General features: G+C 59.6%; 16 protein-coding genes. 7 read left to right on the forward strand and 9 right to left on the reverse strand.

The window, feature by feature from the left end:
- Positions 1-276: 276 nt before the first annotated feature.
- From L6R21_23255 to L6R21_23280, 6 genes are all read right to left on the reverse strand, one after another.
- Positions 277-3,126 carry a glycosyl hydrolase-related protein gene (locus tag L6R21_23255; GenBank protein MCK6562130.1) on the reverse strand — a complete coding sequence of 950 codons (2,850 nt, stop codon included), beginning with the start codon at positions 3,124-3,126 and terminating at the stop codon, positions 277-279.
- A gap of 387 nt (positions 3,127-3,513) precedes the next feature.
- Positions 3,514-7,596 (reverse strand): glycosyl hydrolase-related protein, encoded by a 4,083-nt coding sequence (locus L6R21_23260; protein ID MCK6562131.1) that lies wholly within the window; start codon positions 7,594-7,596, stop codon positions 3,514-3,516.
- 670 nt (positions 7,597-8,266) lie between these two features.
- Positions 8,267-8,686 (reverse strand): hypothetical protein, encoded by a 420-nt coding sequence (locus tag L6R21_23265; protein MCK6562132.1) that lies wholly within the window; start codon positions 8,684-8,686, stop codon positions 8,267-8,269.
- Between the two features lie 324 nt (positions 8,687-9,010).
- Positions 9,011-9,580, reverse strand: coding sequence for a hypothetical protein (locus L6R21_23270; GenBank protein ID MCK6562133.1), 570 nt, complete (start codon positions 9,578-9,580; stop codon positions 9,011-9,013).
- A 10-nt stretch (positions 9,581-9,590) separates the two neighbouring features.
- A complete protein-coding gene (locus tag L6R21_23275; protein ID MCK6562134.1) occupies positions 9,591-9,824 on the reverse strand; it encodes a hypothetical protein in 234 nt (77 codons plus the stop codon).
- Positions 9,825-9,833: 9 nt separating this feature from the next.
- Positions 9,834-10,595, reverse strand: coding sequence for a sulfite exporter TauE/SafE family protein (locus L6R21_23280; GenBank protein MCK6562135.1), 762 nt, complete (start codon positions 10,593-10,595; stop codon positions 9,834-9,836).
- 234 nt (positions 10,596-10,829) lie between these two features.
- On the opposite strand from L6R21_23280, the gene L6R21_23285 reads away from it, so the two are divergent.
- The gene (locus L6R21_23285; protein MCK6562136.1) at positions 10,830-12,512 is read left to right on the forward strand and encodes a glycerol-3-phosphate dehydrogenase/oxidase; all 1,683 of its coding nucleotides are present in this window, start codon (positions 10,830-10,832) and stop codon (positions 12,510-12,512) included.
- 338 nt (positions 12,513-12,850) lie between these two features.
- On the opposite strand, the gene L6R21_23290 is transcribed toward L6R21_23285, so the two are convergent.
- On the reverse strand, positions 12,851-13,192 hold the full coding sequence (locus L6R21_23290; protein ID MCK6562137.1) for an SEC-C domain-containing protein: 342 nt from the start codon (positions 13,190-13,192) through the stop codon (positions 12,851-12,853).
- Positions 13,193-13,318: 126 nt separating this feature from the next.
- On the opposite strand from L6R21_23290, the gene L6R21_23295 reads away from it, so the two are divergent.
- Entirely contained in the window at positions 13,319-13,966 is a 648-nt protein-coding gene (locus tag L6R21_23295) for a DedA family protein (protein MCK6562138.1), read from the forward strand.
- 94 nt (positions 13,967-14,060) lie between these two features.
- On the opposite strand, the gene L6R21_23300 is transcribed toward L6R21_23295, so the two are convergent.
- Positions 14,061-16,280, reverse strand: coding sequence for a TonB-dependent receptor (locus tag L6R21_23300; GenBank protein ID MCK6562139.1), 2,220 nt, complete (start codon positions 16,278-16,280; stop codon positions 14,061-14,063).
- A gap of 732 nt (positions 16,281-17,012) precedes the next feature.
- Positions 17,013-19,037, reverse strand: a complete 2,025-nt coding sequence (locus L6R21_23305) for a UvrD-helicase domain-containing protein (GenBank protein ID MCK6562140.1) — start codon at positions 19,035-19,037, stop codon at positions 17,013-17,015.
- 378 nt (positions 19,038-19,415) lie between these two features.
- Between L6R21_23305 and L6R21_23310 the strand changes: the two genes are divergently transcribed.
- From L6R21_23310 to L6R21_23330, 5 genes are all read left to right on the forward strand, one after another.
- Complete coding sequence (locus tag L6R21_23310; GenBank protein ID MCK6562141.1) at positions 19,416-20,732, forward strand: hypothetical protein; 1,317 nt, start codon at positions 19,416-19,418, stop codon at positions 20,730-20,732.
- 318 nt (positions 20,733-21,050) lie between these two features.
- The gene (locus L6R21_23315; protein MCK6562142.1) at positions 21,051-21,404 is read left to right on the forward strand and encodes an STAS domain-containing protein; all 354 of its coding nucleotides are present in this window, start codon (positions 21,051-21,053) and stop codon (positions 21,402-21,404) included.
- Positions 21,405-21,412: 8 nt separating this feature from the next.
- Entirely contained in the window at positions 21,413-21,871 is a 459-nt protein-coding gene (locus L6R21_23320; GenBank protein MCK6562143.1) for an ATP-binding protein, read from the forward strand.
- 161 nt (positions 21,872-22,032) lie between these two features.
- The gene (locus tag L6R21_23325) at positions 22,033-23,997 is read left to right on the forward strand and encodes a SpoIIE family protein phosphatase (GenBank protein ID MCK6562144.1); all 1,965 of its coding nucleotides are present in this window, start codon (positions 22,033-22,035) and stop codon (positions 23,995-23,997) included.
- An 87-nt stretch (positions 23,998-24,084) separates the two neighbouring features.
- The gene (locus L6R21_23330; protein ID MCK6562145.1) at positions 24,085-25,230 is read left to right on the forward strand and encodes a SpoIIE family protein phosphatase; all 1,146 of its coding nucleotides are present in this window, start codon (positions 24,085-24,087) and stop codon (positions 25,228-25,230) included.
- The last annotated feature ends 97 nt before the right edge of the window (positions 25,231-25,327 follow it).

Genomic DNA, 25,327 nt, shown 5'->3' on the forward strand with positions numbered 1-25,327 from the left:
ACGGCTTAGCCGTTGCATGAGACTCTTTGAAGATTCCGCGATACTCGAGAGCTTCGAAGCCTCGGCTCAGCCGAGGTTGGAACACTTTCGGACAGACACCAGATCTTCAGAACCAGGCAGTTGCAGAACTGCCGTGCCGGCGCTGCGAACGTGCGCAGCACCGGCCCGGCAAAACTGATTGCTGAAAACACCTCTGCGCAACACCACAGGCGGAGGCGGATCAGCCGTGTGGCAGGAGAAACGTGCGGGTGCTGAGCGGATAGAGCGCTGCGCGCGTTACCCGGCGAACTTCCTGCCTGCTTCCAGCTCGAGGGTCACAATGCGCCAGGCGGGAATGTCCAGCTCCAGCCGCGATTTCGAATACACCGTAATCTCCTCCAAGCGTTCTTCCGCGAGATTGACGCGCCAGGCATGTGAGATGGGCAAGCCCCAGGCGAGATGGCCGCGCACGCGCTCAGTCGAAGCATTATACAACCGCACGATGGTAGTGTTGCGCTGCTCGCAGCGTTTGATCGCGGTGATGGTCAAACAGGCCGGCTCGCACTGCAGCAGAGAGAATTGCGCCGGCAGGTTGCCGCCCGCGCCGGCGCATTGTTCTTCGAACAGGGGCACGCGATAGGATTCCGCCACCGCGGCAAGATTCAACTTTTCCGCCGCGCCGGCATAGGGGAAAATCGCATAGCGAAAAGTCTGCGGCCCCAGGCATTGCGCTTCGGGAGTGGCATAGAACGGCCCGGCATGATCGCGCCGCGTCGCCAAATCACCGCGCGACAGCCAGCCCACGGCGCGCAGCAAGGTCACCGCCAGCTCCACGCCGCCCTTCACTTTGATGGCTTCATACTCATACAGTCCATGCACCAGAACCGCCAGGCCGCGGCGCTGCTCTTCGACCGCGCAGAATCCCTGCAGCGGCGCAGTGGGCGCGGGCGTTTGGCGCCAGTTTTTGCCGGCCGGCCGTTTGAGCGGACGCTGCACCATGCAAAAGGCTTGTCCTGTGAGCGTGTGCTGCGCCGAGAGGGCAGCCGGCACGCGCACGCGCAAACGATGGTCGCGCGCCAGGTTGGTGACTTTGAGTTCGACTGCAACCCAGGGCGAGGCCGCGGTGACGGTGAATTTCCAGCGCACCGGACAGGTGACGGTGTGGGCGTGACGGCGCTTGCGGTTGCGATCATAACTCACCGGCAGCCGCAGCGCGCCTTCGACCTCGACTTCCACGGCCAGCGGCGAGCGATGCGTGATCTTGAGTTTGCCGCGCTGGTTGCGGCTCCAGATGCCTTTGTCTTTGGGCGCGGGCGAATAGTCGTATTCATCGCCGAGATCAGCGGTATCTTCCAGGACATTGAGGCGGCGATACTCTTTCTTGGTGGCTTTGTGATAGAGATCGAAACTGCCGTCGCCGGCGAATTTCACGCGAATGAACTTGTTCTCCACCACGTTGCCGCGCACGGTCACGCCGTCTTGCGGCTTGGCGGTGGCCTGCGGTCGCAGCGTCAACGCGCGATAGCCCACCGCGGGCGCCTGCTCGACCAGATATTCCAGTTCGATGGCGCGCCAGGGTTTTTCTTCGGTCAAGGCGGTGAGGTTGAAGTTGGCGATGTCGCTATCGAGTTGCGCGCGTTTGGCCGCGTAGTCCAGCGGGCGAACGTCGGAGCCGGCATTCGTGCACACGGAGAGAAAAGCTTCGGGCAGCGCATAGCCGGGATGGGAACGCAGCGTGCGCACCTTGATTACGTGTGTGGGCACCACTTCGCCGGCGGCATCGACCAGCGTCATCTCCTTTGCCGGCCGGTGCGGTGGCACCAGCACGATCGAGCGCACCACGGCGGAACGCGCAAAGGCCAGCGTATTCACCGCGATCACGGTCGGCGCCGATTCATGCTTGACGCGGCCGGCCAGCACATCGAGGCTGGAGGCCAGCGCCAGGCGGCCGATTTGCCGCGCTTCTTCGAAACGCGGCAGCATGTCACGATGCACTTGATCGATGCTGCAGCCGCAAATGGAATCGTGCGGATGATTCTTGAGCAGCGACTTCCAGGCTTGTTGCAGGAAGCCGGCGAGACTTTCGGCGCCCGCGAGCTGGCCGGCAAGCACGCCCAGCGGCTCGGCTTGCCTGCTGAGCAGGTTCTCGCAGGCATCGTTTTGCTGCTTGAGATAAACGCGCGCGGACAGCACGCCGGCGAGCACGTCGTGGCGCTTGCCGGCATGAATTTCACCCGACCAATCTGCCAGCGACAAGCCGGCGCGGCGCAGCGTGTGCACAAAGCGCGAGAAGGTGGTGTGCTCCACCTGACTGTCCGCCAGCACGCTGTTGGCATAGGCGAGGATGCGCGGCAGATCGGCCTGCGGCTCTTGATGATCGCAGCCGTTGTTGATCAGCAAATGGCGGGTGTCGTCGGTGCCCGGCTTGGCCACGGCGCCGAGCGCCTGGGTTTCCTGCTTGAAGAAATCGACCACCAGATCGAAACGCGGCGTTTCCGCGGCGCTCTCCTGGCCGGATTCAAAGCCGATTTGGTTGCCGTTGCAATAGGTCTTGAATTGATTGACGGCCAGCACGCGGCTGCCGTCGGGCGCCACCCAGAGAAACTCGGTGCCCAGTTCATCCTGCTCATCGCCCATGCCGCGCGTGAATATGAAATTGTCGATTTGAAAGCCGCGCAGAATCTGCGGCAGTTGCGCGACGTGGCCGAAGGAGTCCGGGCTGTAGCCGACTTTCATCACGCCGCCGAAAGGCAAGCCGACGCGCTGTCCGGCCATCAAATTGCGAATCAACGCTTCACCGCTGACCAGGAATTCGTCGGGCAGCACATACCACGGCCCGATCTCCAGCCGGCCGGCTTGAATGAGGTTGCGCAGGCGTTCGCGGTTTTCCGGGCGGATTTCCAGATAATCCTCCAGCACGATGGTTTGCCCGTCAAACACGAAGTAGCGAAACTCGGGCGTGCGTTCGAGCAAGTCCAGCAGGCGGTCGGTCATGCGCACCAGGCGCATGCGATATTGCTGAAAGGTGCTGTACCACTCGCGATCCCAGTGGGTGTGCGAGACCACGTGAAATTTGAACCGGACTTTCTTCGCGGCAATGACGCTGCCTTTCCGGACTTTATGCGTGTAAGGGCTGGTGTAGATCATTTGACTATCCGAGCGTAAATGATGGGGAAACGGCTGGAAGACAAACAACAACGGGATTGCGATCAGGAAGCGCGGCGGTCGCTGGCGGGAATATGCGGGAGGGTGCGGACCGGAGCGAGCCGGCAAAAAGCATCGTTTCTCGCCGTGCCGGCGCTGCTCCGCTGCCGCCGGGCGAGGTAGGCTGGTTCAAGGCGGCCGTCAATGGCGCTGACTGCCAAGACCGAAATCCGGTTTCGGCCATGCTCCCTCCTGCTGTGTGCAAAACTCTTTTGGGGGCCAAGTACCCCAACAGGTTGCGACCTCATCTCCGGCTCTTGCTCCGCCACGCGATTGCTACGACCGCGACACCATCAGCAACAGCGCACGGAGCAGGAGCCGGCATTACTATTACTCCTTGAAAACGGGCTGTCCTTTCACCTTGAGAGTTTTGACTTCCCAAGGCGCGAGCGTTACGGTCATGCGCTGTCCGGAAAGCGGCAGCGGCTTGTCCTCCCATTCGATGAGATTGACTTCACTCACCGCGGTGGCGGAGAAGGGCAGGGTGATGCTGGCGTTCACCGCCGTGCCGGTGCTTTCGAACAGGCGCACGATCCAACTGTCGTCATCTTCGGCTTTCTTCAGCGCCGACAGCACCACGTTGCGCGGCTCGACGCTCACGAAGCTGTGGGTCGCCGGCAGCGCGCCCGCGTGCTGCTCAACGAAGCGCGCAATCAAAGGCTGATTGAAGCCATAGCCGGCTTGAATGGCCTGCTTCCAATCGCCCTCATGCGGGACGATGGCGAGATTGAATTGCTGCTCGCCCTGATCCAGCGAGGTGGCGCTGCGCAGCGCGGTAATCCGCACGAAGCCGTCTTTCACATCCGCGCTGTATTTGCCGTCATTCACCACGGTCACGCCGAATTGCTCATTGGAAAGGTCGAGCCATTTCTGCATGGGCACTTCTTCACCATTCATCGGGCGGGCCATGGCGCCAAAGGGAATTTCGAATTGCGCGCGGCTGTCCGGCACGTAGAACGGAAAGCCGATTTTCAAGACTCTATCCTGCTCCTGCCAGCGGCCGGTGTATTGCAATTCCAGGCGCGGCAGATTGGCGTAGATCACATACTCCTGGCGCAGGGTGGTGTTGCCGTCGGTCAAATAGGTGCGCAGGCGCGCGCGCAGCGGCCCGGCTTCGATGATTTCCGGCCGCGCCGACATGCGCACGATTTCGCGGCGGCCGTCATAATCGAATTCCAGCGCGGTTTGCGGGGTGTTGCGCTCGCCCAGCATTTCGAGGCCGCCGGCCGCCGCCATCCATTCGCGGTTTTGGCGGCTGTCCACCAGCCGCAACAGCCCGCCGGAAGCGGAATCCAGGCGCACGGTGAAGAACCCGTTGTTCATAGCCAGGGCGGGGAGATCGATGCGCGCACGGCCGGGAACTTCGGCCTCCTGCTTGAGCCATTCCAGCCAATACACTTTGTAGCCGAGCGCCGGCACATTTTCCGGGAAGAAGAGCAGCTTGTAGTGAATGCCTTCGGCAGTCGAGTCGCGCAACAGAATTTGTGCCGGCAAGCGCGCGCCGGAAGCCTCGCGGAAGTACGGCAGCGGTATCAACCCTTGCGTGGTATCCACCGTGACTGCATTTTTGCCGCGTTTGGGTTTCGTTGCCACCGGTTTTGCGGGCGGTGGCGGCGGCACGGTCACTTCCACCTCCACCACGTCGGTGCGCGGCCAGTTGAGCGAGTTGTAGACCACCAGGGCTTTCTCCGAGCTGTTTGCCGACTTGGTGTTGATGGCGGTCTCGATTCGCGTCATGGCCTTGTCCAGCGCGGCCTTGGCGGTTTCCGTGGCTTCGCGATAGGTGCGCAGTGCGTCTTCACTCACGCCGCTGGTGGTGGCGCCGGCAAAAATGCTCTGCGATTGATTGAAAAGAACGCTGCGCCATTGCTGGGTCAATTCGGCTTGCGGATAAACGAAGCCGTACTGCCGCGCGATCAAGGCAAAGGCTTCGGCCGCGGGCAGGGCCATTTCGCTGCGGCGGTGGCTGCGTTTCAACCGCGCATTGTTGGCCCACGCGCCACGCATGGCAAAGTTGATCTCGTCGCGATGCACGCTGAGCTTGCGGTTGGCCGTCTCCAATTCCTCGAAGAAGCCGCGCGCGCCGGTCATGCGCACCGCCGGTACTGCCGGATGATTCGCGCGCCCCGCGGTAAGATAGGCCAGGTCGTCCGCGAGACGGATATCACGGCTGGCAGGGCCGCTGCCGACGCCGTACAACCGCACGGCTTTGGGCCAGCCAAAGCGCTGGTTCGCGGCCAGGGCGTGCCGGCCTTCATCACGGCTGAGCGGCAGATCGAATTGCTCCGGCGGCCGATAGCCCAGCACCCGGCTGCCATCGAGGCCCTCCCACTCGAACAGCCGCATCGATTCCCACGGCCGGTAAAACACGTAACTGCGCATATCACTCTTCTTGAGAATCTGCGGCACGCTCACCGCGTGGCCAAAACTGTCCAGCATCCACGCGACTTTCGAATCCACCCCGAACTTGGACTTGAGATAACGTTTGCCGTAGAGAAACTGGCGGGCCAAGCTTTCGCCGGCCGGCAGATTCATGTCGCTCTCCGCCCAACTGCCGCCTACAATCTCCCAACGCTTCTGTTGCACCGCCTCGGTGATGGCATTGAAGAGCTGCGGATCGTTTTGTTCGACCCACCAGTAGGTCGAGGCATGCGCCTGGGAAAAGTGAAAGCCGGGATATTTCGCGAAGTTCTTGATCACCTGCGTGAAAGTGGCGCGATAGTGCTGCATGCCGGCCCCGATGTCGGCGTACTTGCCGAGATCGACATGGGCATTGCCGACCAAGCTCACGTCGGGAACTTTCAGCTCGGCTTCTGGCACTTGGGGCAGCTTGGCGTGCGCTTCGTCAATGAGCTGGTTGAGCGTGGCGACGTTGCGCGCTTTGAGCGCCGCGAACATCTTCTCATCGAGCGTCTTCTGCTCCGCGATTTCATCACCGCGGTATTGCTGCAGCAACGCGGCCGCCGAGAGATAACGCCGCAAGGCAAGATTTTCGACGGCGATGGTGAGCCGCGGCGCCGGAATCTCAGCGTCAGTGGCGGTCACGGCGTCGGCCTCATAGCGGCTGGCGCGGCCGGCGCTGGCATGCACCACGATTTCGTAGCGCGCCGCGACCTCGGCGCTGTCGGTGAGAAACAGATCACCGGTATAGCCTTGATGATTGAACAGGCGCTGCTCGCCGTTGATCAGCACCGTGCCGACTGCGGTGCCCAAATCCGCCGAGACATAAAGCGGCATGCCTGCCCATTCCCACGGCACGAACAGCACGCGGCGAAATCCACTGCTGCCGTTGCTGGCGAGCGGCTCGACGCCTTCGACTTCGAAGCTGCCGAGAATCTTGTCCAGCAGCCGCGCATCGTATTGCAGCGGCACCACGCGCTTCACTTCATGATTGTCGAACTGCAGCCGCATTTGCCAGGCGCCCGAAGCTTGAAAGCTGTTGAGAATGGCGCTCACCGGCACCGTGAAGTAAACCGCGCGAATCTCACCGGCATGCAACTCAAACGCCGCTTCGCCGCCCACCGCCTTGCCGTTGCGTGCCAGCAGCCGGGCGCGGCAGCCGCCGAGCGGTTGCTGCTGCGGATTGAAAATCACCGTGCGGAATTGCAGCGCCGGGCGATTGTCCACCGTGAAGATGGCTTTTTCCGCCGGCTCGATCTTACGAATGCGAATCAATTCCGGATCGGCACGCGGAATCGTGGTCAGGCGCTCGGGAATTTCCGCCTGCACCGTCAGGCCCGGCGTGTCGACAAAACGCGCGGCGAGCGACCATTCACCGACGCCGTTCATCACTTTGAACAGCAGCGCATTCCAGCCCTTTTGCAGCGTGATCGTGACCGTGTCCTGCTCCAGGCGATTTGCCCGCCGATCTTTTTGCATCCACACCGGCTGGCCGTTGACGCGCAAGGCAGCGAAGTCATCGTAGCTGACGATCAACGCGACGGCGCTGTCGCGCGCCGGGCTGTGCACGTAACAGTGCGCATAGGCAACGACGTTCTCCACTGGAAAAAAATCCAGCATCAAATCCAGAAAGTCGAGATGCGCCTCAGGCGTTTGATAATGCCGCCAGCTTAGGCCGGCGGTAGTCAGCCCGCCATGCGGCCGCACGATCGCCTCATTGCCGGCATAATCAGTTTCAAGCCCTTTGCCTTTTTCAGTGGAGAAGGAGCCGAGCACAAGCCACTCGCGGATCTCCTGCGCCTGCAATCCCGGCGCGGCGGCAACGAGCGAAGCAATGACAAAGAACATGTACCAACTCAAGCGCTGACGCCAGCCGCCATGCGGCGGCATCAGGCCGGCGGCTACTCCGCCAGCGCGGCACAGCGCCGCGACTTGCTTCTTTCCATCACTCCAAAACCGCCTTTGCCTTCGACTTGTCACTCCCTGTGCCGCGTCGAGCAATCTCCTGAACATGTTTGCCTCCTGGCAGTTGCACAGCGCAGGCCTGCTGCCAATCCGTGCTGCTCTGCGCTCATCATGCTTTCAACTTGATCACGCCGATGGCGCAGCAAACGCGCCGCCGCCAAGCGATTGCGATGAGGACGAGCTGAACGTCGGGTTTGAGGGCTGCCATGCGCGGGCAAACTGCAATGCTGTCTGAATCCGAGTTGCGAAATCCCAATTGAAGTCTGCCGTTGTCAAACAATCCAGCCAATTGTCAAAGAAATTACCGGCGAAAACGGGCATTTGCAGGATTATAAGGCCCTCTTATTCGACGCAGACGAACGGATTTTCACCTGGAAGACCGAGCACACAAATTGCAGCTTCTCAAAAACGGCAAAAATATAATGAACTTTTGACGTGTGTCAAAGATTTTTGTACGCTTAAGCCCTTTCAGGTGAAGAAAAACAGGTTGGAAGAGTCGAACAGTGTCTTTTCAGACACCTAATTCATGAGACATGCCTGTTTCACAAGGAGTCAATCCTGACACCTGTCGTCAGTGGTGAGGTCAGCGCGGAAAATCGAAGTGGAACAATTCGGACGGTGGAATTCGGAGAGAGTCGTTAGGCTAGAGCTTTTGCGGAATGCATGCGTGCCGAAAACCGATCGCAAATATGAGGCAGGTTATCGCAGCAAAACAGAATCACTCCTCCACCCAACCGCTGATGGAGACAATAACGCTGGCGAGGCCTTGACGGTGTAGGTGATAGCCGGCAAAAAGGATGAGCCGCCGAAAGACCAGCGGATTGTGCGAGGGTAACGGCAGACCTTCTTCTTTGAACTGGCCGAACAACGCAACCTGTTGGTCACGCGAGATCCCCACCGGACGCATGGGAATCTCTTCCCACCAGCGCGCGGGCAACTGCACGGCTTTCGTTTCTGCCGCCGCCCAGCGCGAAAGGCTGGCGAGAGTGTCCGCGGTAATGCGGCGGCAAATGCCGGCTGCTTCGCGCTGCCAGGCCGCTGCGAATGCTTGCAGTGTGGTTGAATCGAGACTGGGCACGGCCATGACGAAGTCAGGCCCGAGCGACTGCAACTCCGGAAGAAGAATCAGCGAGGCCATTGGTTCAATCTGTGGCATTTTCGAGGCGGCGGAGGTTGAGGGCAGAGTGGCGGGTTTCTGGCTGCAGGTCAGCAGCAGCAACCCCAAGCTTGCAACACATGTCAGTTTGATCATGGCAGAAAGAATTCACTGAGAGTCTGCAGTGTCCGGCTGGATACCGGCAAGGAATGCCGTCAGCCGGTCAACGATTGCAAGCCGAGACAAGCCAGATATTTCATTCGCAGGAATGGCCGGCTGTTGGTATCCTCCTGGTTCGATTGCGGCACCAGCAGCCGGCCGTAGCACGTGTGCAGAAAATTGCGAAAGGCGAGGCCGCCGGTTTCGCTAATTCGCCCGCAACGTCTGCACAAAGTCGTCGAAGCTGGCGCGCCAGTGCTCGACTGTCTTTTGCGGACCAACGGCTTTGAAGAACCAATTGCCGTTGGGCATTTCAACGATGGCCGCCAGCATGGCATAGTCCGGCAGTTCATCGAAGGGGCCGCTCATCATCATCGGCGATTGCGATTTGAGATAGGTGCCGGTCACCGAAACGATGGTCACGTCCAGGCCGTTGGCGCGCAGGTGCTTGGGTTGCACGTGGTCACGCGTTTCACTGCCGTCGGGTTGTTTGAACTGGCCATACCAGCGGTCGAGATTGGCCTGCACTGAACCGCCGGTGCCGGGAAAATGAAAGACCACCAGCTCGCCGTCGGCCGCGCCCTCCACACCGGGCCAGCGAAACTGCGCTTTGCGCATGTTGCTGGCAGGCGGCTCTGCAATCCAACCGGCGGGAGCGGTGTAGCTCACCTCGCCGGTGATGGCGGGATGGGAGTTTCCCTGTTGAACTGGCGATTCGTCGGCTTTCTTTTCGTTGGATTGGCATCCCATCCAGGCTGCCAGGAGGACGAGCGGCAAGAGTGATTGCTTAGGGCGCAACATTTTTTCTCCTTGTGATTTTCTTGTAGAGGTCAACAGCGGCGAAATAAAGCAAGACCAGCCAGGGCGCGCCGTGCTGCAAGGTGTCCCACCAGTCAATGAGAGCCATGCCGTGCGCACCGCCGAGGATCCAGCGGATTTTGCCGAACAGATGCGGCTCGGGGACATAGGGCGCCAGCCCGAGAGTGAGACAGGCGAAAAGGATCAAGGCATATTTGGACATGGGCAGCGGTCACGAGAGCGAATCCCACAACAAGTAAAGGGAAAAGGCGATGACGACGATGATCACGAAGCCGCGAATCCAGGCATGGCCCTTGCGCACGGCGTAGCGCGTGCCAATATAGCCGCCCAGCGCATTGCCGAAACCGAGTGCGGCGCCCAGCAGATAATCGACGTGGCTATTCATGATAAAGACGGCCAAGGCCGCGATGGTGAAAATGAAAACGACGATGACTTTCACGGCGTTGGTGGCCACGAGATCAAAACCGGTCAACGCCATGACCAGAATAATCAGAAAGCCGACGCCCGCCTGAATGAACCCGCCGAACACGCCCACGCCGAAGAAGCCGATCACGAAGGCCAGCAGGCGCCAGCCGGTGAGCGGCCGGGGATTCTCGCGCAGGCGCTTGCTGGGATCCGCCACGATCAGGATCAGCACACCGATCATGGTGAGCGCCAGCGCGCGTTTGAATTGGTCATCCGGCAGATCGATCGCCAACTGCGCGCCGGCAATGGCGCCCGCGACCGCCGGCACCGCGGCCAGCAGGCTGATGCGCCACGGCATGACGTTTTGCTGGTGGAAGCCGGCGATCGCCACCACGTTTTGCATGAGAATGCCGATGCGGTTGGTGCCGTTGGCGGTTGCGCTCGGCAGACCAAGGAAAATCAACAGCGGCAACGACAACAGCGAACCGCCGCCCGCGAGAATGTTGATGAATCCAACGAAAATGCCGATGCCAAACAGCGTGAGCAGTTGCCCAGCGAGGGAAAGCATGCTTGCGATCCAGTCTGTTGTCTTGCCGCCCGGCTGGCACTGCCTCTGGCGCCCTGGCGCCTGCCGCATCGGGCGGGAGGCGGCGATAATTTCATTGAGAGAGGCGGACGGATTTGCGTATCTTGCCCTCACCCCTCGCAGGTGGGAAGAAGTTATAAATCATTCTTTGAATATCAAGCCCGTTTTCCGCGGGCAGCCCGTTCTGAACCCATTCGCAAGTGATGGATTTCCGGTATGCAACGTGACTTGAACGCACTGGCAAACAATGTCTTTGATGTGGTGATCATCGGCGGCGGCATTTACGGCGCCTGCGCCGCCTGGGAAGCGGCGCTGCGCGGCTTGTCAGTCGCCCTGGTGGAAAAAGATGATTTCGGCGGCGCCACTTCCGCGAACAGCTTGAAGATCATTCACGGCGGCCTGCGCTACTTGCAGCATGCCGATTTCAAGCGCATGCGCGAGTCGATTCACGAGCGCATGGTGTTGATGCGCATCGCGCCGCACCTGGTTCACCCTCTGCCCTGCGTCATGCCGACCTACGGCCACGCCCTGAAAGGAAAAGAGGTGATGGCGGTGGCCATGTTCCTCAATGATCTGGTCGGCTTCGACCGCAACCGCCTGGACGATCCCCAGAAACGCCTACCCGCCGGGCGGGTGATCTCGAGGGAAGAATGCCGGCGCCTGATTCCCGGTGTTGACGAAAACGGCCTCACCGGCGGCGCGCTGTGGTATGACTGCCACGTCTACAACTCCGAGCGCCTGCTGCTTTCCTTCCTGCACGCCGCAGTGAAAAAAGGCGCGCAGGCGGCGAATTATCTTCCGGTGCGCGGCTTCTTGCAGGAAGGCAACCGGATCACCGGCGTCGAAGTCGAGGATGCCTTCACCGGCCAGCGCTTCGCGGTGCGCGCGCACCTGACCATCAACAACAGCGGGCCCTGGGTGAATCAAGTGCTCAGCCTGAAAAACGGCCGGCCGCCCCAACCGCCCGTGCTGCTCTCCAAAGCTATGAACCTGGTCATCCGCCGGCAACTGGTTCCCAACTACGCCGTCGGCGTGCCGAGCAAATTCGAATTCAAAGACGCAGACGCCATTCTCAACAAAGGCTCGCGCCTGCTCTTCCTGCGACCCTGGCGCCACGTCTCGCTTATCGGTACCACCCACGTCGCTTACCGCGGCGACCCGGAGAATTTCAAGATTGCCGAGCAGGACATTCAGGATTTCGTGAATGAATTCCGCGCGGCTTATCCCGCCGCCGGCCTGACCCGCGACGACGTCTCCTATTACTACGGCGGACTCCTGCCCATGGAAGGCGTCAATCCACGCACCGGCGACGTGAAACTGCTGAAGCAATATCTGCTCAAGGATCATGCCGCCGAAGAGGGCCTCGAGGGCTTGCTGACGGTGGTGGGCGTGAAGTACACGACGGCGCGTGACGTGGCGCAGAAATCCATCGACCTGGCGCTGCGCAAGTTGCAGCGACCCGTGGTCAAATCGCCCTCGCAAGAACAACGGATCCACGGCGGCGAGATTGACCGCTTCGATGCCTTTGTGGCAGCGGAAAGCCGCAAGCAGCCACACCGGCTGCCGGCAGAAATCGTCAGGCACCTGATCGAGAACTACGGTTCAGCCTATGCGGACTTGTTCCCGCATCTTCAGGAAAACCCGGCGTGGGCGAGCCGGGTGCATCCGCAAACCACCACCATTGCCGCCGAAGTCATTCACGGCGTGCGCGAAGAGATGGCGCAAAAGCTGGTTGATGTGATCATGCGACGCACCGAACTCGGCACCGCCGGCCACCCCGGCGCCGAGGCGCTGCAGCAGTGCGCCGAACTCATGGGCCGCGAACTGGGCTGGACCGCCGAACGCCTGGCTGCAGAAATTGCCGAAGTGAATCAAGTCTTCACGGTGGCGCAGCTATGAGTGCCTCGCTGCAGCGAATACGAGACAAAATTTTTGAAGCCCTCCACCCACAAAAGCACAATCCCGCAGAAGGCGCGGGCGGTCTGCGCTCCTCTGCGGGATTCTTCTGCACCAAGATCAAGCTCGCCAGACTTCTGGTTTGCGGACGGATAAGATTCCAGTTTGTTTGGGTGGCTCGTTTTGCTTGTCATCTCACAGGGACATTGTGAAGAATTCGGCACTCTGCTCGAGTCTTCACAAGATCCTTGCCAGGATGACATTGATCGTGGATTGACTTTTCAAAGCAACAGAGCGCCAGCCTGGTGAAGAACAAGGTTGAGGCAACTCCGTTGCGTGGTTCACCCTTCGGCGCGTTTGCGCGTGCCCCAGCGTTTGGCGAAATCCTTCGCGCGGATGCGCGCCGCGCGGCTTTGCCCGCCTTTGGCCTCGAGCCGCGCGGCAGGGCGCAACCGCGGCGGCGTGGGATGTGCCTCGGCGTTATGTCCGCCCTCGGGATGCGGCTCGCCGGCTTTTTCTTCGGCGGCTTCCGCCGCCGCAGGCGCCTGGGTTTCAGTTGCCGCCTGCGCCTTCAACATCTCGGCGTAGGCTTGGCGCGCCGCAGCCTCATCCTTCTCCATGCAACATTTCTTGTACTTTTTGCCGCTGCCGCATGGGCAGGGATCATTGCGTCCGGCTTTCATATGAACGCCTCCCTTCAGTAGAAAAAATGTTCAGTACCGTGTTTGCAAAACTAGTGCATTTTCTGTACATTTCAAAGTCAATTTTGTTCGATCATCCAAGACCAAAACATCAGGACAGCCTCCCGCATGAGTCTCCCCGATCTCGCAACCGAACAAAGCTCCAATCCGCGAGTGAAAAAACCGCATCTCATTCGCCGGCTCTATGATTGGGTTTTGCACTGGGCGCACACGCCCTACGGCACGCCGGCGCTGGCCACGTTGGCAATGGCCGAATCTTCTTTCTTCCCGATTCCTCCGGATCCCCTGCTGATGGCCCTGGCCATGTCACGGCCGGAGCGCAGCATGTGGTATGCGCTGGTGTGCTCGGCTTGCTCGGTGGTGGGCGGCATGCTCGGTTACCTTATCGGCTGGCAGTTGTGGCATCTGGTGAGCGATTTCTTCTTCACCCACGTGCCGGGCTTCACTCATGAAGTCTTTAATCTGGTCGCACAAAAATACAACGACAACGCCTTCCTCGCAGTATTTACTGCCGCGTTCACGCCCATTCCCTATAAGGTCTTCACCATCGCCGGCGGCGTCTTTCAGATCAACTTCATCGAATTCCTGGCGGCGTCGATGGTCGGCCGGTCCATGCGCTTCTTTCTGGTGGCCGGACTGATCCGCGTTTTCGGCGCAGCAATCAAGGAGAAGATCGACCGCTACTTCGATTGGTTCGCGCTGGGCTTCACCGTGCTGCTGATTTTGGGATTCATTGTGATCAAATATGCCCTTTAGCTGCCGCCGCGAGAGGGGGTCACCTCCCTCTCGCCGGTGTTGCCCCGCGCATGCGCAGCCGTCATGCCAATGCCAACCTTCCCTCCCGCCCTGCTCAGAACTTCGCGCTCACGCCCACACTCGGCAAGAATGGAAACAGCGGCACGGTTTCACGTTCCGCCGGATTCTTGTCAAAATCCCACACATAATAAAACACATTCTTGCGATTGTACACGTTGATCAGATTCAACGATAAATCCATCTGCCACGCCTTGAAGAAGTAGTGCCGCGTCAGGCCGAGATCGAGGCGGTGATAATCGGGATAGCGCGCGCCATTGACGGTATCAAAGATGACGCGCCGGTCGCGCGGCACCCCCAACACGTCATACTCAAAACTGCCGCTGGCCTTGGTGTAGGGAAAACCGGTGCCGAGCTTGAACAACACGCCCAATTCCCATTTGCGGTTGAAATTGTAGTTCATCACCACGTTGGCGGAATGGCGCCGGTCCCAATTGGGTGGATAGCGCGTGATTTGATCGTTGATCGTCTGGCCTTCTTTGTAGACATACGCGAGCGCGTAAGACAACCAGCCGTTGAGGCGGCCGGTGGGCTTCTGCAGCAACACCTCCACGCCGTAGGCCTCGCCCTCCGCCTTGCGAAACACATTCAAAATCGTGAAATCGACCTCCTGCGTGAACGAAGAGCGCGTCTCGCGAAAGGCCAGCAGATTGCGCAAGGTCTTGTAATAACCCTCCACGGTCAGTTTCAAGCCCGCTGCGGGGAATTCGGTTTCGTAGCCGGCGAGGTAATGGACGGAATGGCCGGGGTCCAGCGTGCGGTCGAATGAAAACCAAAAGTCGATGAACGAGGGATTCAACTCATCCTGCACTGTGGCAATGTACTGATTGTAGACGCCCCAGGCCGCGGAGAGCGCCGAGTGTTCGCCCAGCAACAGGCGCGCCGACAAGCGCGGTTCCGGCCGCAGCCTCTGCGTCGCGACACTGTAATAGCTCAGGCGCAGGCCGGGGTGCAGCGTAAAGCGCAGCGACGGCCGCCACAAATGCTGGACATAGCCGGCGAGATAAAACGGCTCCTGCTTGATGCTGCCCAGGTCACGATCATCGAAAACATTGCGGTACTCGAAACTCAGATTCTTCGCCTCCAGGCCGAGTTTGATCTCCTGCTGCGCATTGCGGAAATAGGTGAGATCAGCCTTGAAGGTTTGATCGAAAATCTCGTTGAGGCCGAATGCGCCGCCGCGGCCGCCGATGCCGACTTTGGTGTCGAAGTGGCTGCCCGCCACCATGAAATTCGACAGCAGTTGATGATTGAACAGATGGCGCCAATTCAGCGCAAAAGTGCGGTTGCCCCAATTCAGATCGAGCGTGAGATCCTCCCAATTCAGCACATCGCGGCCGAGATAGGTGCTGAACGAAATGCGGTCGGCCGGCGAAACATCCTGAAAGACGTGCGCCTGCGCATCATAGAAATAGTAGGGCAGCTCGAAATCCGTGAGGCCGGCCCGCCGCGCCGCGTTGAGCAGTTGATCGATGTAGGTACGGCGCAGCGCCAGCAGCCACGCGCCTTTGTGCAGCGGCCCTTCGAGCGTGGTTTGCGAGCTGAGCAGGCTGATCGCCGCTGCGCCGGAAAAGCTCCGGCTGTTGCCCTCGCGGCTGGTCAGGCGCAGCACCGAGGACAAGCGTCCGCCATATTCCGCCGGAAAACCGCCCTTGATCAAGTTCGCATCTTTGAGCGCATCGGTGATGAAATTGGAGAACAAACCGCCGAGATGCGAAGGATTGTAGACGGTGATGCCATCCAGCGTGATGAGATTTTGATCCGTGTTGCCGCCGCGCACCGCCAGTGCCGTGCTGTAGTCCGAGGTGCCCGTCACGCCGGGCAGGAATTGCAGCGCGCGAAAGACGTCGGCCTCCACCACCCGCGGCAGGGTCGTCAGCGTGCGGCCGCTCAAATTGAGCTGCGCAATGGCAAGATCGCGCTTTGCGGCTTCTTTTTCGGCAGTCACCGTTACACTGCCGAGTGCAATGGGCTTCACCTCCAGCAAAAAGTCTCTGACCACTTTCTCGCCGGGCGCAAAAGTCATGGCATGCACTTGCTTGTCATAGCCGATGCTGTTGACAATGATCTCGTGCCGGCCCGGCGTAATGCCGTTGATGACGAAGTAGCCGTCCACACTGGTGGCGGCGCCTTGCGCGGTGCCGGCCAGCAGCACGTTGGCTCCAATCAGTGCTTCATGACTGGCCGCGTCCTTGACGAAACCGCTGAGCGCAGCCGGGGACTGTGCGAAACCCGCGGCCACGGGCCACGCGATCAAAAGCAGGATTGCACAAGGCCGGCGGCAAAGCAACAATCTGATTCTCATTTCTTGCATAGAGGGCATCAGTTCAAAATCGCATGAACATTGACCAGGACCGCTGGCTCGAGCCGTGCCTGTTCAGAAAGAAAGAAACCGGCCAGGCGCTTGGCCCCGAAGCGTGCACAAGCCGAATGAAACTCGCTCTTGCTCATGACGAAGCACCCGGGTGGTGGTGTTTTCTGCGCTATACTTCTCGAGTACCGGGGAAAACGCTTACCGCACGACACAGAACACAACAACTCTTCACGCAAACGATAAGCGGAATAACCGCCACGACACCAAGGCACGAAAGAATAGAAGTCATGTCAGCGAGCCTTGCTGGCCTTCTTTGTGGTGTCCCAAATCTGACGGGTTCGTTGTCGCCGCAGAGCTTCAGAGTTCAGCTTGTCTGAAATGTGACGTGAACCGTTAAGCCTCAGAAGCCAACCCAGGTTTTGTCACTCTGGCAGAGTCTTTTCAAGCACAAGCATCATGGTCCTGCTGACAAAGGCATGTCTTGCAAGGATGCTTTGCAGCATGACACGAAGAATGTGACAGTTGGGATCGACTTAGCGTTGTTAGCGTCCGTCTGAAAACGTTCCGCCTCCGCCCGGCCCATGTCGCCAAGGCTTCGAGCATCGCGGGAACTCCGAGGTTCTGAATGCATCGGCCAAATCGTTGCAGCAGCACAATTGTTGAGAGGCGGCGATTTCAGACTTTGAAATTGTTCTCGCGCAAGCGCCGCAGCATGGTGACCAGATCCTCCTGTTCCTCGGCGGCCCGCTGTGCCGCCTGCTCGGGCGATTCCGTGCCGCCGTTTTCCAGCACCGCGGCAGGGATTTCTTGAATGAAGCGCGAGGGCTGCAACTCCAGCACTTCTTTGTAGCGCGTTTTTCTAGTGGAGTAACTCAGGGTCAATTCGCGCTGCGCCCGCGTGATCGCGACGTAGCACAGCCGGCGCTCCTCTTCGATCGCGCCGCTTTCCAGCGCGCGGCTGCTGGGAAACTGGCCGTCATTCATGCCGAACAGAAAAACGTAGGGAAACTCCAGTCCCTTGGCGGCGTGCATGGTGAGGAAGATGGCGCGATCCACTTTTTCGTTGAGGTAGTCGCTGTCGGAAATCAGACTGACGCGGTCGAGAAAGCCGGCCAGCGTGGGATCTTCGCTGGTTTGCTCGAAACGCTGCAGGCTGCCGAGAAATTCGCGCACGTTGCTCACCTTCACTTCGCGGGATTTGGCATCGGCAGTGGCCTCTTCCAGCGCTTTGAGATAGGCGGTTTGCGCGACCAATTCCTGCGTGGCTTGGCTCAACTTTTCGTGCCGAAAACGCCGGCGAAAATCTTCGATGAGATGGACGAAAGTCTGAATGGCATGCAGCGCCGCCGAACGGACCTCCCCCACCTGCTGGGCTTCCTGAAAGGCGCGATAGAGGTTGTAGTTGTGTTGCTGGCAATACTGATGCAACCGCAGCAGCGTGGTGGCGCCAATGCCGCGCTTGGGAAAATCAAGCGCGCGTTTCAGGCTCAGCTCGTCATCGGGGTTGCGCATCACCTTGAGATAGGCGATTAGTGTGCGAATCTCCGGGCGCTCATAAAAAGAAGTGCCGCCGATGAGCTGATAGGGCAAATTCGCGTTGCGCGCCGCTTCTTCCAGCGGCCGTAGTTGAAAGTTGGTGCGCACCAGCACGGCAAAATCGCTGAATCGCACTTTGGGGTCCAGCAGCTTGCGCATGGTGATCGTGCCGGCAACCTTCTCGGCTTCTTCATTCTCGTTCTCAGCGGTCAGAATGCGAAGCCGGGCACCGCCGCTGAGCGCGGACCACAATTCCTTGGCCTTGCGCCGGCGGTTGTTCTTGATCACAGCGTTGGCAGCGTGTAAGATCACCTGGGTCGAGCGATAATTCTGCTCGAGTTTGACCAGGCGGGCGCCGGGAAAGTGTTCTTCAAACCGCAACAGGATTTCGGGATTGGCGCCGCGCCAGGAATAGATTGCCTGGTCATCATCTCCCACCACGCAGAGATTGCGATGCTCGCCCAGCAACAGCGTGATGAAGCGATATTGCAGAGAATTGGTGTCCTGATATTCATCCACCATCAGGTAGCGATACCGTTCCTGATAATGCCGGCGCACCTCGGGATGCTGCTCCAGCAGATTGGTCACCAACAGCAAAATGTCGTCGAAATCGATGGCATTGCAATTGCGTGTGCGCTCGAGGTAATGCGCGTAGAGATCGCCGAACAGCATCTCTTCGGCATTCGGCTTGTTCGCAAATGTCTCCGGCGATTCGCCTTGATTTTTCGCGGAGGAAATGCGGCCGAGCAATTCGAAAGCAGTGTGCCCGGCGAAATCCAATGCCCGATCCTTCACGATCTCCCGCACCAGCGTGAGCTGATCATGCTGGTCGTAGATCACGAAGTTACGGCGGTAGCCGGCAGCCGCGGCCTGCTGCCGCAGAATGCGCACTCCGAGCGAATGGAAAGTGGAAATGGTCGCCTTCTGCGCCGCCGGGCCTGCCAGGTGTTTCAGGCGCTCCTGCATTTCCTGGGCGGCTTTGTTGGTGAACGTGACGGCGAGCAGATGTTGCGCCGGCACTTTTTTATTCAAGAGCAGATGGGCCAAACGATAGGTGATGACGCGGGTCTTGCCGGAGCCGGCGCCCGCCAGAATGAGCAGCGGCCCTTCGGTGTGCGATACAGCTTGTCGTTGCGGTGGATTGAGAGCAGTGAGGTCGAGCATGCGTTTGCAACTCTGTCATCCGGAGTCAGTGAGCGGTCGGCGATCAATAAACGGCAGAGGGACGGCAAAAACGGCAGGCAAGATAGAAAGGCACTGCCAAACATTCAACAAATTTCTTGACTTGCCAGGCTGAATTCTTTATTTTCAGCGCGATTCGGATCATTGTGCCGCGCTGTGTGTGCCGGTCTTGCCGCAAAATTCACCAGATGATGGTAGACTAGGCTCCGAAAGCTTGGTTTTCCCACTCTTGACGATCCCGGATTGACTTCGGGACCAGCTTCTTTCTTGCCCACTCAAGAAGAATTGAATATCCGCAAGTCCAAGCGGAACCTTTCCGCAAAGCTTTCCGCGCTTGGCACCCGTGCGTCGCGGCCTGGGTTGCGCACCTGCGGACACGCGGCCATCGGCAGGTTACTCCTGGCCGCGCTGATCATGATTGGCGGGCTGGCCGCGGGATGCACCGATCGACCACGCACCAATCCTCTGGATCCCGCCAATCCGGAAACCGGTGGCCGCCCCACTGGCGTGACGGCCGTCTCCGTCCTGGATACCATCGAAGTGCGCTGGCAGGCCGTTCGTCTCCGCGATTTAACCGGCTACAACCTTTATCGCCAACGTTCCGGCGAGAGCGAGCCGACGCTGCTGGCGCAATTGAATCCGCGGCAGACTCGCTATCTCGACTTGGCTGTGCCCTACGGCGTGCAACACAGCTATCAAGTCACCGCGCTGGTAGATGGATTCGAATCTCCGCGCTCCGCTGCGGCGGCGACCACGCCCGGCCCCACGCTCTCGTGGATCGCCGATTACGAAGATCGCAGCGTGGTGAAACTCTCGCATGACGGCCGGCACGAAATCCTGCGCAACTTCATGCCGCTGGCGCCCTTTCGGCTGGCGGTCGACCGGCAGCGCGGGTCAGTGTGGGCGCTGGTAAGCGACCGGTCTTCGCGCACCAGTGGCCAGTTGGCGCGACTCAATTTCAATGGCCGATTGGTGGGAAGTTATGGCCGTTTTGTGGGAATGGTTGGCTTTGCACTCGATCCCGGCACCGGCCACATTTGGGTGGCGGACAGTCTGGGCGAAGGCGTGCTGCGTTTCGACGCCGAAGGCCGTTTGCTGGCGCAGCGCAAGAATGTGCCGAAGATCGCGGCCGTTGCCTTCAACAGCTTCACGCGGGAATTGTGGGCCGCCACCGCGCGCGACGGCCGCCTGCTGCGGATCAATAGCCAACCGGTGGTGGACAGTCTGAGAATCGAATCCCAGCCACTGTTCGCGGGACGGCCGCTCGCGCTCGAGGTGCAGCAACGCACCGGAGCAATCTGGGTTGCGCTCGGCGACAGCGTGATGTGGCAAAATGTTGACGGCAGCCAGCGCCGCAAAGCCAACGTGACTTTTCGTTATGCCTCGCAGGTGGCGGTGGCTCAGCTCACCGGCGAGTGCTGGGTGATCGACGATTCACGCGATTATTATCGGGACAGTCGGGTGGTGAAGTTGAATGCGGCGGGCGAGCGGCAATTTGAAGTGAACGGTTTTGAATGGCCGCAAGCGCTGGCGGTCAATCCGTTCGATTCCTCCTGCTACGTTGCCGACACCCTGCGCGGCCGCCTCGTCATCATCTCCGCCTCCGGCGCCGTGCAGCCGGCCTTTTTCGATTTGTATTCTCCTTATGATGTGGAAGTGGTCGACTTTTCGAAGTGAGTCGCGACGCTTGCCATGCCGCGGCGAGTGCTCGCGCAGATCCGGCCGGGTGGCGAAGGGCACGATGGCTGGCGCGGGCGCCAATCCCAAGATTTTGCTTTGTTTTTCGGGAAAATTGGTTATATTGCGCCTCAACCCACAGCGAGAACGCCTACCCATTGCCAACGCCAACCTTGGCAGGTCTTTGCGAAAAGTCTGAGACTTTCCCTGTTGTGTACCTGCATGCAGCGAATGAGAGCAGGGAAGGCGTGCAACACCCTATGCTGGCATACCGAGGAACATCATACATAATTCGCTCATCCTGAAGGAGGTTTCCGCATGAATGGCTTCGAGGTAATGCGCGTGGACAACGGCGAAGTCAGCGTGCTTCGCATCAAGGGATTTCTCGACGCGCATACCGCTTCCGATCTGGAGCGCGAGATACAACGATTGCTCGATCAAAAGCGCTTCAAGATCGTGGTGAACTTTCGTGATTTGACCTACATCAGCAGCGCCGGCCTAGGTGTGTTCATGGGGTTCATCGAAGAGGTGCGAGGGAACAAAGGCGACATCAAGCTCACCAACATGACGCCCAAAATTTTCCGCGTGTTCGATCTGCTCGGTTTTCCCACCCTCTATGAAATCCGCGACGACGAGCAGCAAGCGCTCCAAAGTTTCAACAATCAAAAGTGAAGCTCGCCGTGAAGAACCAGCGCACGAAGAAAAATTTCCACCTTCGTATTCCCAGTCAGACCGAATACCTCGAAATCATTCGCGAGTTCGTGTCCCGCGTCGCCCGCAAAGTCGGCTTCAAGGAGGACGACGCCAGCAAGATCGAGCTGGCAGTGGACGAGGCCTGCACCAACGTTATCGAGCATGCCTATGGCGGGGATGGCAAGAAGATGATCGATATTGCCATCCAGGTCGACTATCCCGGGCAGAAGATGAGCATCATCATCACCGATCAGGGCCGCGGCTTCGACCCCAGCAAGCTGCGCGCCCCCGATATGAAAAAATATTTGCAGGAAATGCGCGTCGGGGGATTGGGGGTGTACCTCATGCAATCGCTGATGGACGAGATCAACTTCGAAGTCAAACCCGGCCCCAAAAACCAGGTGAAGTTGGTCAAATACCTGATGAACAATCAAAAACAGAAATAGATCCTTTCCACCGCCACTCGGTCACCGCAGACCCCCTCATTTCCGTTGCGCCTGCCCTGCCAGAACGACACGCCTGGGGGTGGGAGGGGCTCGCGCCGGCGCTTGCGCGGAGTGACGCGAGACTTGGCAAAATCGAGTAACTCTTGACTGATTGATCAATCATGCCCAGCAAAAAACCCACGAATCCGCCGCGTGCCCCGATCTCCACGGGTTTGACGCGCGGTGATGCGCCCATGGAAATCCGCCAGCGGCCCTATGCTCAGCGGACCACCAATCACAACCGCCCCGCCCGGCCCTCACGCCCCGCCAACGTTTACCCGCACAAGCGCAGCAGCAATCGCCCCAGCACCAACCGCCAGCTCTCGCGCGAGCTTGATGAGCGCCTGGTCGAGCTGCAGGCCCTGTTCGATGTCTCCAAAACCCTGAACTCCTCGCTCCACCTGAAGAGCATTCTCGACACCCTCCTGCTCACGCCGATGGGCAAGATGATGGTGGGCAAGGGACTGGTGCTGCTGGCGCGCGGAGAAAAACGCTTCGTCATCGAGACCGTCAAAGGCCTGCAGCAGACGCACATCGGCCGGGAAATCATGATCGACTTGCATGAGCCGAGCATTCTCGTTCTCAACAATGAGGAAGGCGGCGGCGCCTGGAGTGCCTATCTCTACAAGCTCGGCTTGCAGCTCATCGTGCCCATCATCGCCAACAACAAGTGCCTGGGCTTGATGGCCTTCGGCCGCAAACAGAGCGGACAGGATTTCACCCCGGGCGAGCTGGAGTATTTGAACTCGCTCGCCAACCTGGCCGCCACCGCCGTGGAAAACGGCATGGTGTTTCAGGAACTGCGCGAAGTCAATCGCAGACTCGACAAGAAGATTCAGGAGCTCAACACGCTGTTCGACATCGGCAAGGAACTCAATTCCACCTTCGACAGCGACAAGATTGCCAGCGTGCTGGCCTATGCGCTGATGGGCGAGCTGATGGTGCAGCGCTGCGGCGTATTCGTCGAGGAAAACGACCGCTTGTTGCTGCAGGTCAATAAGGGTCTGGCGCCCAGCCCGCTGTTCGCTGATGCCGAGTTTCTGCAGTGGCTGCGCAAGCTCAAAGAGCCGTACTTTTTCAAGAAATCCAAGCTCGAGCTTTCCCCCCGCGAACCGGAATGGTCGGAGCAGCTTGCCGCTGCTGGCGGCGTGGTACTCATTCCGATCACCAGCCAGGAGGTGGTGCGCGGCGTCTTGCTGCTCGGCGAAAAAATCACCAAAGGCGAGTTTGGCCAGGAGGAAATCGAGTTCGCCTCGACGCTGGCCAACACCGCGATGATTTCGCTCGAAAACGCGCGGCTATTCCGCGAGACCATCGAGAAGCAGCGCCTGGAAGAGGAACTCGCCATCGCCCGTGAGATTCAGCAGCGCTTGCTGCCCAAAGCCGCGCCCAAGCTCACCGGCTATGAGATTGCCGCCATCAACATTCCCACCCATCAGGTGGGCGGCGATTATTTTGACTATTTCCCGATCGACAGCAACCGCTATCTGCTCACCATCGCCGATGTTTCCGGCAAAGGCATCCCCGCGGCCATCATCATGTCCAACCTGCAGGCCACCCTGCACGCGCTAATGACCGCCGAAGTGCCGATCGATCAAATCGTGGCACGCATCAACAATTTCGTGTATGCCAACACCACCGCGGACAAATTCATCACCTGTTTCATCGCGGTGCTGGATGCCGCGCGCAACACCCTGACCTACGTGAATGCCGGCCACAATCCGCCCTACTTCTTCAACGAGAACGGTGCTGCCAACGGCGGCTTCCGCTTGCTGGACAAGGGCGGCCTGCTGCTCGGCATGTTTCCCGGCGCACGCTATCAATCCGAGACCATCGAATTGCAGAGCGGCGACTGGGTGCTGATGTACACCGACGGCGTGAGCGAAGCCAAAAATGCCGGCGATGAAGATTTCTCCGAGCGCCGCATCGAGGCGGTGATCCGGGAACGGCTGGCCGCCAAGGACAACTCCGCCACCACCATGATCGATGCCATCACCAGCGAAGTGAGACGATTCACCGCGGGCGAACCCCAGAGTGATGACATCACGCTGCTGTCGCTGCATTACCGCCAGACCAACGCGGCCTGAGCCGGGCTTCGCCCAGCCGGGCGCAAGACAACAGAGCCGTAATCGCGCACGCACAGACACTTCATCCTTGCCGGACTTCATTCCGTTATGTCTGACATACTCATCGTCGACGACGAAAAAGCCATTCGACAGTTGCTCAGCGAGGTGCTGGCCAAAGACGGGCACCGCGTCGAGACCGCCGCTGATGGCGACGTGGCGCTGGAAAAGTTGGTGAGCGACGACTTCGACCTGGTCGTCACCGACCTGCACATGCAGGATGTCGATGGCATTTCCGTTCTGCGCTCCAGCAAGAGCAAAAATCCCTACACCGAAGTTCTCATTCTCACCGGCCACGGCACGGTCTCCTCTGCGGTCGAAGCCATGCGCCTGGGCGCGTACGAGTATTTGACCAAGCCCATCGACATGCGGGAGTTTCGCATGAAGGCGCGCCAGGCATTGGAGCGCCGCGCCATGCGGCTGCAAATCGAAGCGCAGCGCCGCGAAATTCAGCGCCATCAAGAAATGATCGCGCGGGACCTACGGCTGGCCGAGCAGGTGCAGCAAAGCCTGGTGCCGCGCAATCTCTCCAACGAGTTTCTGGAAGTGGCGGTGCGCTATCTGCCGATGATCGGCGTGGGCGGGGATTTTGCCGATGTCTATGCTGAAAATCCCCGGCAAGTCACCCTCACGCTGGTCGATGTTACCGGCCACGGCATCACCGCGGCGCTGCTGGTCAACCGCATGGCCAGTGAAATCCGCCGGCTGGTGCGCGAAAAGCTGGAGCCGCGCATCATGCTGCATCACTTCAATGACTTCATCTGTGAATCGTTCGCCGGCACCGGCATGTTCCTGACGATGTTCATCTGCAAACTCGATCTGACCACGCAGACGCTGACTTATGCCGGCAGCGCCCACCCTGCCGCCGTCATTTGGCGCCATCGCCAGAACAAATTCGAGAAACTCGATTCGCAAAACCCGATCGTGGGTTTTGATCAAGCGCCAGAAGAGCGCTTTCGCCAACAAGTGACCAGCATTGCTGCCGGCGACAAGTTGCTGATGTACACCGACGGCATCATCGAGGCCGAAAACGCCAAAAACGAAGCACTGGGTCTGCGCGGCATGCTCGGCCTTTGCCAGCCCACCTCTGCCGCCTCCGCCAATGAAATGGCCGACGACATCATTGCGGGCTTGGAAAAATGGTCGGGCGGCCCCCGGCGCGACGATGTTTACCTGCTAGTGGCGTCGATCAAATAGCAGGCACCGGCACGTGCGATTTTGACCTCCTGCGCGCGGCCAAACCTGCCGCGCGGTTGTCCGAGTTTTCACAGCCGATTTTCACTGCTCGTCTTCC

This window comes from bacterium, assembly GCA_023150945.1.
Classification (GTDB): Bacteria; Zhuqueibacterota; Zhuqueibacteria; order Zhuqueibacterales; family Zhuqueibacteraceae; genus Coneutiohabitans.